Raw genomic sequence first — 13,242 nt, forward strand, 5'->3', positions numbered from 1 at the left:
AAGAGCTAGACTTACTCCGGCACCGTCGCCGGTGATCCGCGCCGCAGATCCTGATCGATCATCAGCCGCGTTGGCGCGTCGTCGATCAGGCGCGTGCGATAGACCTGCACGTTTTCCAGCACGCGCATCACATAGTTGCGGGTTTCCGAGAAGGGGATGCTCTCGACCCAGTCGATCGGATCGACATCGGGATCGCGGGGATCGCCGTAATTCTCGATCCAGCGATTGGCCCGGTGAGGCCCGGCATTATAGGCGACCAGAGCCAGGATATAGGAGCCGTCATACTGATCGACGACCTCTTCGAGATGGTGCATGCCCAGGGTCAGATTATAATCACGGTCATCGGTGAGCCAGTTGAAGCGATAGGGCGCCCCCATTGAACGCGCCGTCGCCTGGGCGGTGGCGGGCATCATCTGCATCATGCCGCGCGCACCGGCGCCGCTGACGGCGTCCTGGGCGAATTCGGTTTCCTGGCGGATCACGGAATGCACCAGCGCGTCTTCCGGACGCCCGCCGCTGGTTTGCGGCAAGCTGATGGTCGGGTAGGCGCTCTGTGGCAGGATGATGCCGCGCAGGCGTGCCTGCTTCGCGGCGCGCACGGCCTGACGCATTTGCAGATATTCATTCGCCAGATTGGCCAGCAATACGCCCTCGACCGGATCTTCGACCTGGTCGTCGAGCCGGTACATGAAGAGCCGGAAATAATACTCCTCGCCCTGTTCGGCGAGCAGGCGCATGGCGCGGATTTCCGGACGCGATTCAAAGGCGATCCGTTGCTCATCGCTGGGCTCCGGCTCGCGTTCCAGCGAGAAGGCGTCAGGCGCGTCGGAGAGCTGTGACAGGGCGAGCTGACCGTAATAGGCGGTCGAGTGGACGCCGGCCTCGGCATAATAGGTGGCGGCGAGTTCCGGATTGCCGGCATCATCAGCGGCCCGGGCCATCCAGTAGGCCGCCCGCGACAGCGAGACCGGGGTGCCGACATTGTCGCGCAGATGCGTGAAATGCTCCATCGCCTGGTCCGGCTCATTGAGATGCACCAGGGCGAGCCAGCCGGCGATGAATTCCGCATCGGCGAAATCGCCGCCTGAATCCATGCCATTGGCACGGGCCAGCTGATAGGCGGTCACGAAATCCTGATCGCGGATCAGGTTGAGGATCATCAGCTTGCGTTCGGTCCACATCAGGCCCAGCGCACTGGGATTGGCGTGGGCATCGGGCAATTGCAGCAATAGCGGCAGGACGGTGTCGGTCATGCCGGCGCGGCGGCGCCAGCGCGCGCGCTCATAGGTCAGGCCGGGATCGCTCTGCAGGCTGACCGGGATGCGGTTGACGGCACGCTCGACGCCGCTCTGGCGTCCGGCCAGGCGCAGGCGGGCATCCGCGAGGTCGCGATCTGTGCCCTGCAGGAGCGGCAGGATGCGCCGTGCGGCAGAGGTCTGGTTGGACCAGATCAGATAATCCATCCGGGCCTGGTGATCATCCGCCGTCAGGACGGAGGCATGATCGCGCTGGACGGCGCTCTGAACGCTCAGCGGCAGGTATTCCGCGCGCCAGGTTTCGCGCAGCAGGCTTTCACCCTCCTCAATGCGGCCATCGGCCAGCAGGGCGTCGGCATAGGCGATCTGGCCACGCCCGGTTGTCGGCGGATTATCGACGAACCAGTTGATGATGAAGGGCGCGCTGAGCCCGGAATCGGTGATCTTCGATTCGGCCTCGGCGCGGATGAAGCTGTCGCGCGGCCAGTTGTCGAGCTCATCGAGCGCGAGATTGAGTTCAAGGAAGCTGGCCCGCGGATCGCTGAGCACGGTGCGCCATAACAGCACGCTTCGTGCCGCTGTATCGCTCAGGCGCAGACGGGTCTCGGCGACAAGGACCCAATCCTCGTCATCGGCCGCATCGAGCCCCTGGCGGAACAGTGCGAAATCGCCGTCGCTGAGATAGGCTGAGTAATTATGGGGCTCCGGCCGCATGCGCGGGGTCGGGGTCTGGGCCTGCGCGGGCAGGGCAAGACCCAGCGACAGCAGGGCTGGAAGCAGTAACGCTGACAAACAACGCGTGATCATGGACGCTAACTCGGATCCTGGTGGCTGAATACCGGCATCATCGGCCCGAACACCCCTCACTGTCCAGTCTTGTTGAGGAGACTTGGCCGCGCGCTGCGCCACCTTTATGGTCGCCGGCTTGCAATCCGGAATTCGGGACCAAAACATGTTCAAGGGCTCCATCACCGCACTCGTCACACCGTTCAAGAATGGTGCCGTTGACGAGGACAAAGTAATCGAACTGTGTGAACGCCAGATTGCGGCCGGCACTCATGGACTGGTTCCATGCGGTACGACGGGCGAATCCGCGACGCTGAGCTTTGAGGAGCATATGCGTGTGGTCGAGCTGGTTGTGAAGACCAGCGCGGGCCGTGTGCCGGTGATCGCCGGAACCGGATCAAACTCGACCGCCGTCGCGATCCAGAACCAGGCCCGCGCCCGGGAAATCGGTGCCGATGCGGGACTGGTGGTTGCGCCATATTACAACAAGCCCAATGCCGAGGGGCAGTTCCGCCATTATCAGGCGATCAATGATGCCGTTGATCTGCCGATCATCGTCTACAATGTCCCCGGACGCACGGTGATCGATATCTCGGTTCCGACCATGGCGCGCCTGGCCGGTTTGACCCATGTCGTCGGCGTCAAGGATGCGACCGGCGATATGTCGCGCGTGTCCGGTCATCGCCGGCTGATCGGCGAAGGCTTCATCCAGCTCTCCGGCGATGATCCGACGGCGCTGGGTTTTAATGCCTGCGGCGGCACCGGCATGATTTCCGTCACCTCCAATGTGGCGCCCCAATTATGCGCCCAATTCCAGGACGCGATGCTGGCCGGCGATTGGCAGACCGCGCGCCGGCTCAATGACCGGCTGACGCCGCTGCATCACGCCCTGTTCACCTCGGCCAGTCCGGGGCCGACCAAATATGCGATGCAATTGCTCGGTGTGACCGGCACTGAAATGCGCCTGCCGCTGACTGAACCCGACGAGGCCTCCAAACTGGCGGTGCGCAAGGCGATGGTGATCGCCGGATTGCTGGATCAGTCATGAGCAAACCCGATACGCGGCCCGTCGCGCTCAATCGCCGCGCGCGCTATGATTACGAGATCGAGGAAGTCTTCGAGGCCGGGCTGATGCTGATGGGCTCGGAGGTCAAATCCTTGCGCGAAGGCCGGGCCAATATCGCGGAATCCTATGTCAGCCCCGAGCGCGAAGGCTTGTGGCTGATCAATGCCGATATCCCGCAATACGCGCCGGCCAACCGCTTCAATCACGATCCGAGGCGGCACCGCAAACTTCTGCTTAAAAAGAAGGAAATCAGCCGCTTGATCGGCGCGGTCACCCGTGACGGACGCACGATCATCGCCCTGAAACTCTATTTCAATGATCGCGGTATCGCCAAGCTCCAGATCGGTCTGGCCAAGGGCAAGCGCAATGTCGACAAGCGCCAGACGATCAAGGATCGCGAGTGGAACAAGCAGAAATCAAGGCTGATGAAGGATCACGGCTAGGGTTTTGCCGCTCTATTCGTCTGCCGCCGCAAACCGGTCGCGATAGGCTTGCGGTGTGACACCCATCAGACGCGCAAAACTGCGCCGCATGCGTTCGTCATTGCCGAAACCGCAGGCCGTCGCGATCGTCTTGATGCTCAGCTTGACGTCTTCCAGCATCACCCGCGCGGCATCGACGCGGAATTGTTCGACAGCGCGCGCCGGGGTGTGGCCGGTTTCGCGGATATAGAGGCGGGCGAAATTGCGGGCGCTCATGCCGGAGCGTTCGGCGAGCGCCTCGATCCGCAGGTCTGCGGTGAGATTGTCGCGCATCCAGAAATGCAGCGCATCGAACTTGCCGCTTGCCGATCGGGTTTGTTCCTTCAGCGCTTCGCTGAACTGGGACTGGCCGCCGGGGCGTTTGACATAGACCAGAAGATTGCGGGCCAGTTCCAGAGCGGCTTCGCGGCCATGATCGGCTTCCACCATGGCCAGCGCCAGATCGATGCCGGCGGTGACGCCGCCCGACGTCCACACGCCATCGTCCTCGATATAGATCGGGTCGGGGTCAATTTCCGCCTTGGGGCAGTTTTCAGCGAGCTCGTCACAGCGGCGCCAATGGGTCACCGCGCGGCGTCCATCGAGCAGGCCGGCAGCGGCGAGCAGGAAAGCGCCGGTGCAGGTCGACGCGATGCGGCCGCACCGCTCCGTTGCCCGCAGGACGGAGGCCACCAGGCGATGGTCGCGGCTGGCGGCATCGACGCCGTCCCCGCCGCACACGATCAGCGTATCGGTTTCGTCGAGACCCACCCCGGCGACGCGGCGCGTATTGAGCAATATCCCGGTATCGGTCTTGACCGGTCCGCCATGGTGCGAGGCCAGGGTGGTGATGTAGGCGTCATAGCCCAGCACCTCATTGGCGTCGGCAAAAACCTGGAGTGGGCCGGTCGCGTCGAGCAGTTTCACCTCCTCGAAGATGAAGAAGGCGATGTGACGTTCGATCAGGGGCGTATTGGCAGGAAAAGTCGGCATGTTGTCATTTGTGCCATTAGTGAAAGCGAATAGCCAGAGCCAAGTGTTGCGCGCTGGAGGCGGATGCCAGAATGGAAAAACCAGAGCTGAAACATGTCATAAATACGATATGCCCCTGGTCGGGCGAACCGGTGCGGGGCGATAGCCTGGCACGCTATCGCGGCGCGGTGGTCGGTTTCTGCAATCGGGGCTGCCGTGACAGGTTCGAGCGCGCGACCCGCGCCTTCGATGCCGCGTTGGAGGCGCTGGCTGAAAACGCCGGTTCGGCGCAGTGACGGGTTCCAGGGAAATGGGTAAGGCGCGGATTGGTCAGCCATTAACCATGTTGTTCACAGCTGACTGTTTATGCGGTCATCTGCCGAGATAGTCGCGGATATCGGCGAAGACCGCGCTGAACATCGGTTCGGTCAGCCGGCCGGTATTGGTGTTGTAGCGCGAGCAGTGATAGCTGCTGAACAGTCGCACCGCGCCTTGGGGCGCGTCGACATCGCTCGCCGCACCATGGCCAAAGGGGGCGCTGACGAGGCGGTGACCGAGGGCGCGCAGCGTATTGTCATGGGCGATCTTGCCAAGGGCGAGAATGGCGCTCAGGCGGGGCAGGGAGGCGATCCGGTCGACCAGGAAGGGACGGCAGGCATTGGCCTCGGCGCCGACCGGTTTGTTCTCCGGCGGCACGCAGCGCACCGCATTGGTGATCATGACATCCTTGAGCGTCAGCCCGTCATCGGCGTCGAGCCCGTATGTGCCCCGGCTGAAGCCGTGCTTGGCCAGGGTCGCAAACAGGAGGTCGCCGGCCCAGTCGCCGGTAAACGGGCGTCCGGTGCGATTGGCCCCGCGCAGGCCCGGCGCCAGTCCGACAATCAGCAGACGCGCATCATCCGGCCCGAATGAGCCGACCGGCGCGTTGTGCCAGTCCGGGAAGAGGGCGGTATTGCGCTGGCGAAACTCGACCAGGCGCGGGCAGAGCGGGCAATTCTTTGGCGGTTCGGGCTGCAGGCTCATATCGTGTCATCCACCCGATTGTCCGGCCGGCCGATCAGCGGCTGGAGATCGAGCAATTCGATGAAATCATCGGCCTGGCGGCGCAGCTCGGTGGCGATCATTGGAGGCTTGGTCTTCATCGAGGAGACGACACTGACGCGCACGCCGCGCCGGCGCGCGGCCGCGATAGCGGGGCAGAAATCACCATCGCCGGTGAACAGGATGATGTGTTGGAGATAGTCGGACGCATCGATCATGTCGACGGCCAGTTCGAGGTCCATATCGCCCTTCACGCGGCGATTGCCGTCGGCATCGGTAAACTCCTTGGCCGGCTTGGTGACGACGTGGAAGCCATTATAGTCGAGCCAGTCGACCAGCGGACGCAGCGGATTATACTCTTCATGCTCGAGCAGGGCGGTGTAGTAATTGGCGCGGATCAGCCGGCCGCGCTTGCGAAATTCGCCAAGCAGGCGTTTGAAATCAATATCGAAGCCGAGTGCCTTGGTTGTCGCGAACAGATTGGCGCCATCAATGAAAATGCCGATACGCTCGTCCGGGTAAAAGGTCATGGGGTGTAATCCCTCAAAATATCAGTGAAACGACACATGAAAACATCCCCGATTTATATCGCGCTTGGCGCCAATCTGCCATCGGCGGGACGCAGCCCGGCCGAGACCCTGGCCGCGGCCCTGGCCATGCTCGGCTCCCGCGGCATCCAGCGGGTCGCCCGTTCGTCCGACTGGCACAGCCCCGCCTGGCCCGACCCGGCGGCTCCGGCCTATGTCAATGCCGTCGCTTCGGTCGAGACCCGGCTGGATCCGCGCTCCTTGCTCAATCTCCTGCACGAGGTCGAAGCCGAATTCGGCCGTACCCGCCACAAGCGATGGGAATCGCGCGTGCTCGATCTTGATCTGCTCGATTATCGCGGCGAACTTCATCGCGATGAGGCCGGCATGGAGGTCCCGCACCCGCGCATGACCGGCCGGGCCTTTGTGCTCTTGCCCCTGGCGGAGATTGCGCCCCGCTGGCGCGAGCCTGGTGAGGGCCGGACGATCGAGGCCCTGATCAAGGGCCTGAAGCCCGCCGATGTGGCGGCGACCGTCAAGCTGCACTCCGTCGCCCGGTAAACGCGCACAGGCCTTGCCAGACCGGGGCAGTACCGATAGGACACGCGGTTCAAACTGCAGCGCTTGTTCAAGGAGATCGCGCGTATGGCCCGCGTCACCGTCGAAGATTGTATCGATAAGATCCCTAACCGTTTTCGCCTGGTTCTCCTGGCAGCGCACCGGGCCCGGAATATCTCCGCCGGTTCCGCGCTGACAATCGAACGCGATAACGACAAAAATCCCGTCGTCTCCCTGCGCGAAATCGCTGATGAGACCCTTGATCTCGATGTTCTTCGTGAGAGCCTTGTCAATGGCTTGCAGCGTGTCCTGCCGAGTGAAGACGAGGAAGAGGCCCGCAAGGCCGAAGGTCGCCAGGAATTCGAAGCCCTGCCGGCTCCGCCTGTCGAGCTTGATGAATCGGAAATGCTCAAGGCCCTGCAAAATGATCGGGACGGCGCGCCTGACGGCCGCCTCTAGCGCGCCTTGACTGCCGGGGCGAATATCTCTGATCCGGTTTCGCCGCCGCCCGCCATACCGAGCGCGGACGAGCTGATCGAACGGATTCGGAAATATTTTCCGACCGTCGATGCGGACTATGTGCGCCGCGCCTATGATTTCGCCGAAGAAGCCCACCGGCCGCAACGCCGCCAGTCGGGTGAGCCCTATTTCGGGCATGTCGCAGCGGTCGCGGTCATCCTGACCGAACTGCGCATGGACGTCGCCACGGTCTGTACCGGCCTGCTTCACGACACCGTCGAGGACACGCCCGCCACCCTGGCCGATCTGGACACGCTGTTTGGCGGCGAGGTGGCGAGCCTGGTGGATGGCGTCACCAAGCTGGGCCAGATGGAGCTGCGCTCCAAACGCACCAAACAGGCGGAAAACCTCCAAAAACTGGTCGTCGCCATCTCCTCCGATGTCCGCGTCCTGATCGTCAAACTGTGCGACCGCCTGCATAATATGCGCACGCTCGGCGCCATTCCGCGTCCGGAGAAGCGCGAGCGCATCGCCCGCGAAACGCTGGAAATCTATGCGCCGCTGGCGCGCCGGATCGGGATCAACCGGGTCTGTGTCGAGCTCGAAGACCTGGCGTTCAAACACATCAATCCCGCCGCCCATGAATCGATTACGCGGCGACTGCAATTGCTGCGCGACCAGCATTCCCAGGAAGTCGCCGTGGTCTCCGGGGCGATTACGGACAAGCTGGCCGCGGTCGGCATCGAGGCCCGGGTCTTCGGCCGACAGAAACGGCCCTATTCGATCTGGCGCAAGCTGGAGCGCAAGGGGCTGACCTTTGACGATATCGCGGATATTTATGCCTTTCGCGTCATCGTCGACACGCCTGATGATTGCTACCGGACGCTCGGGGTGATCCATCAGGCCTGGCGCAGCGTGCCGGAGCGGTTTCGCGATTTCATTTCCGTGCCCAAGCCGAATAATTACCGCTCACTGCACACCACCGTCGTCGGTCCCAATAGCGTACGGATCGAATTGCAGATCCGCACCGAGGCGATGGAAGCGGTCGCCGAAAGCGGGGTCGCGGCGCATTGGCGCTATAAGGACAGCACGTATCGCTATGACCCGGACGCGGCCCAGGCGGCCGGCGGTGATCCGCTGGAGCGTTTGCGGCCCTTCGTTGAAATTCTCAACCAGGGCGGCGATCCCGACGAGTTTCTTGAGCACGCCAAGCTCGAAATGTTCGCCGACCAGGTCTATTGCTTCACGCCGAAGGGCGATCTGATTGCGCTGCCATCGGGCGCGACGCCGCTCGACTTCGCCTATGCGGTTCATACCGAGCTCGGCCACACCACCGTCGCGGCCCGGGTCAATGGTCGCGAGCGTCCGCTGCGCACCGAGCTGCACAATGGCGATGTTGTCCAGATCGTCAAAGGCGGCGTGCGTCAGCCACCGCAGGGCTGGGAAAGCCTGGCCGTGACCGGCAAGGCGCGGGCCGCGATCCGCCGCCTGATCCGCGAATCCGAACGTGAGGAATTCTGCCGTATCGGCAAGATCATGGCTGATCACGCCTTCCGCCGTGAGGGGCGTGCCCTGGTTGAAAAGGACCTCACCGAGGCAATCAGCCGGCTCGAGCTGAAGGATGTCGAAGGCCTGTATGAAGCGCTCGGGCGCGGCCGTATCACCTCGACCGGCCTGCTCAACGCCGTTTTCCCGGGCCGGCTCGATGATCGCGGCGACGCGGTCGAGCGCGATCTGATCGAGGACAAGAAGGCGCGCCTCTATGTGCGCGGACGTGGCCTGACGCCGGGCGTGACGCTGCATTTCGCCGAATGCTGTTCGCCGCTGCCCGGCGACCGCATCGTCGGTCTGCTGGTGCCCGAACGCGGGATCGAGATTCACACGATTGATTGCGAACGCCTGGTCCAGTTCGAACAGGGCGAGATGGATCAATGGCTCGATCTCGACTGGACCGATGAGGCCGGCGCCAAGGCCGTCTCGATGGCGCGCATCAAGGCGGTGATGCACAATGAGCCCGGCGCGCTGGCCGAGATTGCCAAAACCGTCGGCGAGAATCGCGGCAATATTGCCAACGTGAAAACCTACAAACGGGCCGCCGATTTCTTCGAGATGGAATTTGACATCGAAGTGATCGACACCCGTCATCTGGCCAATGTGCTCGCGGCGATCCGGATGTGTTCATCCGTGGTCTCGGCGGAGCGGATGCGCGCCGAGCCCGGAGAACCCGACGAATGACACGCGAGGACGTCCTCAATGAATTTCGCGCCGCGGGCGCTTTGCTGGAAGGGCATTTCATCCTGTCTTCCGGCCTGCGCAGCGCGGTCTTTCTGCAAAAGGCAAAAGTCTTTGCCGATCCGGCGCGCACCGAGCGCCTGTGCCGCGCCCTGGCCGAGAAGGTCAAGGCGGAGCTGACCGAACAACCCACCATTATCGTCTCGCCGGCCGTGGGCGGCATTGTGCCCGGCTATGAGACGGCACGGCAAATGGGGCTGAACGCGCTTTATGTCGAGCGCGAGAATGGCGAGTTTACCCTGCGTCGCGGTTTTGAGCTGGGCCCCGAGGACCGCGTGCTGGTGGTCGAGGATATCGTCAGTACCGGCCTGTCCTCGCGCGAATGCATCGAGGCGATCCAGGCGACGGGCGCGACCGTGATTGCCGAGGCCTGCCTCGTTGATCGCTCCGGCGGTGAGGCCGATGTCGGCGTGCCGCTGATCGCGTTGACGCAATACAAGGTGCCCGCCTATCCCGCCGATCAATTGCCGCCCGAACTGGCCGCCATTCCCGCGATCAAGCCGGGCAGCCGGGGTCTGGCTTGATGCTTCGCCTCGGCGTCAATATCGATCATGTCGCCACCATTCGTAATGCGCGCGGGGGCGCGCATCCTGACCCCGTGCGGGCTGCGCGCCAGGCCGCGGAGAGTGGCGCCGACGGGATTACCGCGCATCTGCGCGAGGATCGTCGCCATATCACCGACAGCGATATCGACCGCTTAATGGCCGAGATCGATCTGCCGCTCAATCTGGAGATGGCGGCGACGCCGGAAATGCTGACCATCGCCCTGCGTCACAAGCCGCATGCGGTCTGCCTGGTGCCGGAAAAGCGCGAGGAACGCACCACCGAAGGCGGTCTCGATATCGCCGCCGGCCATAATCACCTTGCGCCCTATGTCCGCCAGCTCGGCGAGTCTGGCATCCGCGTCTCGCTCTTCATCGAGGCCGACCCGGTGCAGATCGCGGTCGCCGAGGCGATGGGCGCCAGCGTGGTTGAACTGCATACCGGTGCCTATTGCGAAGCGGCGCTGCGCGGCGACACCGAGGCCGTCGCCGGGCATCTGGAATTGCTCAAGATTGGTGCCTCGGAGGCCTTTCGGCGCGGGCTGGAAGTCCATGCCGGCCACGGTCTGACCTATGACACGGTGAAACCGATCGCCGCGATCCCGGAACTGGCCGAGCTCAATATCGGCCATTTCCTGATCGGCGAGGCGATCTTCCGCGGCCTGCGTGAAGCGGTGACGACGATGCGCGGGCTGATCGCCGAAGCGCGTGATGAAGCCGGCATTGTGACATGATCATCGGCCTCGGCTCAGATTTGATGGATATTCGCCGGATCGAGCGTTCGCTGGAGCGGTTCGGCGACCGTTTCGTGCAGCGTGTCTTTACCGAGGTTGAGCAGGCAAAATCCGAAGCACGCCGCATGCGCGCCGCCAGTTACGCCAAGCGATTTGCCGCCAAGGAAGCCGGTGCCAAGGCGCTCGGCACCGGGATTGCGCGCGGTGTGTCGTGGAAGGAAATCGGTGTCATCAATCTGCCCGGCGGCAAGCCGACCCTGGCCTTCACAGGCCGGGCGCTGGAACGTCTGATCGCGCTGACGCCGGAGGGAATGGAAGCCCATGCCCATATCACCATCACCGATGACCACCCTTACGCCCAGGCCTTCGTGGTGATTGAAGCGCGTCTGATCGGTATCGCCCATGGTTGATCCCACGGCCGACCTGGAGACCCGCATCGGCTATGTCTTCAAGGACAGAAAGCTGATCGAGCGGGCGCTGACCCATTCCAGCTATGGCGATGGCCGGCCGGGCTTTCGCAGCTATGAGCGGCTGGAGTTTCTCGGCGACCGCGTGCTCGGCCTGATGACGGCGGAAGCGCTCTATCGGGCTTTCGACATGGCACAGGAGGGCGCGCTGGCGCCCCGCCTCAATGCCCTGGTGCGCAAGGAAACCTGCGCCGATGTCGCCCGCGCCATCGATCTCGGCGCGGCGCTGCGCATGGGGCGTTCCGAAGAGAAGGGCGGCGGCCGCGCCAAAACCTCTATCCTCGGCGATGCCTGCGAGGCACTGATGGCGGCGCTTTATCTCGATGGCGGCCGGCCTTGTGTCCAGGCTTTCTATGACGCCCACTGGTCGGACAGGATCGAGGCCTTGAAGCACAAGCCGCGCGACGCCAAATCCATGCTGCAGGAATGGGCGGCCAAGGCGGGTCACGGCGCGCCGCGCTACCAGCTCACAACTCGCTCCGGCCCCGACCATCGCCCGGTGTTTACCGTTGAAGTCACAATTTCACCGCTTGCGCCGGCGATCGGCGAGGGCGGAAACAAACAGGCGGCCGAACGCGCCGCCGCAAAGAACCTGTTGAACAGAGAGGGCCATGATGTCGGCTGAACCTGAAACCCGATTTGGCTTTGCCGCCGTGATCGGTTCCCCCAATGCCGGCAAATCGACCCTGGTCAATGCGCTCGTCGGCGCCAAGATTTCCATCGTGACCCACAAGGTGCAGACGACACGCTTTGCGGTGCGCGGCGTGGCGATCGAGGACAAGACGCAGATCTGTCTGGTCGACACACCCGGCGTCTTCGCCCCGAAAAACCGTCTCGACAAGGCGATGGTGCGCGCCGCCTGGAGCGGCGCCGATGATGCCGATTGTGTGGTTCATGTGATCGATGTCGGCGCCCGCGACCGCATCGAGCAGGGCCAGGGCAAGCCTGGTGACCGCTTGATGGTCGAGGATGATGACCGCGTCATGGAAGGCCTCAAACTGGCCGGCCGCCAGGCGACACTCGTGCTCAACAAGATCGACACGATTGATAGCGACCACCTGCTCGCAATGTCGAAAGAGCTCTATGATTCCGGGATTTATTCCGACGTTTTCATGATTTCCGCCAAGAAGGGCTTCGGCGTTCCCTTGCTGAAAGCCCATCTGGCGACCCTGATGCCGGAAGGTGTCTGGCACTACCCCGAAGACCAGATCGCCGATCTGCCGCAGCGCCTGCTCGCCGCCGAGATCACACGCGAGAAAGTCTATCTGCGCCTGCACGAGGAATTGCCCTACGCCTCGATGGTCGAGACGGAAAGCTGGAAGAAGCTGCGCGACGGCTCGGTGCGCGTCGAGCAATCCATCATCATCGAACGCGACAGCCAGAAACCCATCGTGCTCGGCAAGGGCGGCTCGGCGGTGAAGGCCATCGGCGAGGCGGCCCGGCGCGAGCTCGAGGACATGCTCGGCTGCCGCGTCCACCTCTTCATCAATGTGAAGGTTGATCCACGCTGGATGGCGCGCCGCGCCCACTTCTCCGATGTCGGGCTTGATTTCGATGCCTAGTCTCGCTGCGATTGAGACCTGCGATGGAATGGTCTGATAGCGGCATTGTCCTGGCGGTCCGCCCGCACGGGGAGACCAGCGCGATCATCGAGGTGCTGACGGCGGAAAATGGCCGCCATGCCGGCCTCGTGCGCGGCGGGCGGTCGCGGGTCATGCGGCCGGTTCTGCAGCCGGGCAATCGCGTCGCGGTGACCTGGCGGGCGCGGCTGGCTGACCATCTGGGCTCGTTCACCGTCGAGGCCGAGCATCTGGGTGCCGGGGCCGTGATGGAAGATCGCGCGGCGCTGGCGGGCCTCAACTCGGCCTGTGCCGTCGCGGTGATGGCCTTGCCCGAGCGTGAGGCTCACAGACAGGTTTATGACGGGTTTGGCGTCTTCCTGGCGGCACTCGATGACGAGGACCTCTGGCCGGCGCTCTATGTCAGCTGGGAGGCGGGGCTGTTGTCCGATCTCGGCTATGGCCTCGATCTCGATACCTGCGCCGTCACCGGCGTCGTCGACGATCTGACCCATGTCAGCC

The 13,242-nt window shown here is 63.5% G+C and carries 16 protein-coding genes; 12 read left to right on the forward strand and 4 right to left on the reverse strand.

All coding sequences use genetic code 11. The features are described 5' to 3' along the window. Positions 1-11 precede the first annotated feature (11 nt). The gene (locus tag ACN0YJ_RS12060; RefSeq protein ID WP_417496343.1) at positions 12-2,048 is read right to left on the reverse strand and encodes a lytic transglycosylase domain-containing protein; all 2,037 of its coding nucleotides are present in this window, start codon (positions 2,046-2,048) and stop codon (positions 12-14) included. 160 nt (positions 2,049-2,208) lie between these two features. Here ACN0YJ_RS12060 and dapA point away from each other — a divergent pair, with 160 nt between their 5' ends. Continuing rightward, on the forward strand, positions 2,209-3,090 hold the full coding sequence (dapA, locus tag ACN0YJ_RS12065; protein ID WP_417496344.1) for a 4-hydroxy-tetrahydrodipicolinate synthase: 882 nt from the start codon (positions 2,209-2,211) through the stop codon (positions 3,088-3,090). Continuing rightward, positions 3,087-3,551: an SsrA-binding protein SmpB gene (smpB, locus tag ACN0YJ_RS12070; RefSeq protein WP_417488773.1), complete on the forward strand. Its 465-nt coding sequence runs from the start codon at positions 3,087-3,089 to the stop codon at positions 3,549-3,551. Before dapA ends, smpB begins: the two co-directional genes overlap by 4 nt. A 12-nt stretch (positions 3,552-3,563) precedes the next feature. Here the strand turns inward: smpB and ACN0YJ_RS12075 are convergent, their stop codons facing one another. Beyond that, positions 3,564-4,562 carry a GlxA family transcriptional regulator gene (locus ACN0YJ_RS12075; protein ID WP_417496345.1) on the reverse strand — a complete coding sequence of 333 codons (999 nt, stop codon included), beginning with the start codon at positions 4,560-4,562 and terminating at the stop codon, positions 3,564-3,566. A 71-nt stretch (positions 4,563-4,633) separates the two neighbouring features. Here ACN0YJ_RS12075 and ACN0YJ_RS12080 point away from each other — a divergent pair, with 71 nt between their 5' ends. After that, complete coding sequence (locus ACN0YJ_RS12080) at positions 4,634-4,837, forward strand: glutathione S-transferase (RefSeq protein ID WP_417476333.1); 204 nt, start codon at positions 4,634-4,636, stop codon at positions 4,835-4,837. Positions 4,838-4,913: 76 nt separating this feature from the next. Here ACN0YJ_RS12080 and ACN0YJ_RS12085 read toward each other — a convergent pair whose 3' ends face one another. Further along, positions 4,914-5,564 (reverse strand): uracil-DNA glycosylase, encoded by a 651-nt coding sequence (locus tag ACN0YJ_RS12085; RefSeq protein WP_417476332.1) that lies wholly within the window; start codon positions 5,562-5,564, stop codon positions 4,914-4,916. After that, a complete protein-coding gene (locus ACN0YJ_RS12090; protein WP_417476331.1) occupies positions 5,561-6,112 on the reverse strand; it encodes an NYN domain-containing protein in 552 nt (183 codons plus the stop codon). The genes ACN0YJ_RS12085 and ACN0YJ_RS12090 overlap by 4 nt, the downstream gene beginning before the upstream one ends. A gap of 36 nt (positions 6,113-6,148) precedes the next feature. Here ACN0YJ_RS12090 and folK point away from each other — a divergent pair, with 36 nt between their 5' ends. The 9 genes from folK to recO form a co-directional block, all read left to right on the forward strand. Beyond that, positions 6,149-6,670, forward strand: coding sequence for a 2-amino-4-hydroxy-6-hydroxymethyldihydropteridine diphosphokinase (folK, locus tag ACN0YJ_RS12095; RefSeq protein ID WP_417496346.1), 522 nt, complete (start codon positions 6,149-6,151; stop codon positions 6,668-6,670). 84 nt (positions 6,671-6,754) lie between these two features. Beyond that, complete coding sequence (gene rpoZ / locus ACN0YJ_RS12100) at positions 6,755-7,126, forward strand: DNA-directed RNA polymerase subunit omega (RefSeq protein WP_091767478.1); 372 nt, start codon at positions 6,755-6,757, stop codon at positions 7,124-7,126. A 6-nt stretch (positions 7,127-7,132) separates the two neighbouring features. Next, on the forward strand, positions 7,133-9,361 hold the full coding sequence (locus ACN0YJ_RS12105; protein WP_417476329.1) for a RelA/SpoT family protein: 2,229 nt from the start codon (positions 7,133-7,135) through the stop codon (positions 9,359-9,361). After that, on the forward strand, positions 9,358-9,942 hold the full coding sequence (gene pyrE / locus ACN0YJ_RS12110) for an orotate phosphoribosyltransferase (RefSeq protein WP_417476328.1): 585 nt from the start codon (positions 9,358-9,360) through the stop codon (positions 9,940-9,942). The genes ACN0YJ_RS12105 and pyrE overlap by 4 nt, the downstream gene beginning before the upstream one ends. Continuing rightward, positions 9,942-10,694, forward strand: coding sequence for a pyridoxine 5'-phosphate synthase (locus ACN0YJ_RS12115; RefSeq protein ID WP_417496351.1), 753 nt, complete (start codon positions 9,942-9,944; stop codon positions 10,692-10,694). Before pyrE ends, ACN0YJ_RS12115 begins: the two co-directional genes overlap by 1 nt. Beyond that, positions 10,691-11,104, forward strand: coding sequence for a holo-ACP synthase (gene acpS / locus ACN0YJ_RS12120; protein ID WP_417496347.1), 414 nt, complete (start codon positions 10,691-10,693; stop codon positions 11,102-11,104). The genes ACN0YJ_RS12115 and acpS overlap by 4 nt, the downstream gene beginning before the upstream one ends. Next, positions 11,097-11,786 (forward strand): ribonuclease III, encoded by a 690-nt coding sequence (gene rnc, locus ACN0YJ_RS12125; RefSeq protein ID WP_417496348.1) that lies wholly within the window; start codon positions 11,097-11,099, stop codon positions 11,784-11,786. The genes acpS and rnc overlap by 8 nt, the downstream gene beginning before the upstream one ends. Then, positions 11,773-12,723: a GTPase Era gene (gene era / locus ACN0YJ_RS12130; protein ID WP_417476324.1), complete on the forward strand. Its 951-nt coding sequence runs from the start codon at positions 11,773-11,775 to the stop codon at positions 12,721-12,723. The genes rnc and era overlap by 14 nt, the downstream gene beginning before the upstream one ends. Before the next feature lie 23 nt (positions 12,724-12,746). Continuing rightward, positions 12,747-13,242 (forward strand): DNA repair protein RecO (gene recO / locus ACN0YJ_RS12135; protein ID WP_417496349.1); only part of this gene is annotated, 496 nt, incomplete at its 3' end.

The sequence above is a fragment of the Maricaulis sp. genome, assembly GCF_048270095.1.
Classification (GTDB): domain Bacteria; phylum Pseudomonadota; class Alphaproteobacteria; order Caulobacterales; family Maricaulaceae; genus Maricaulis.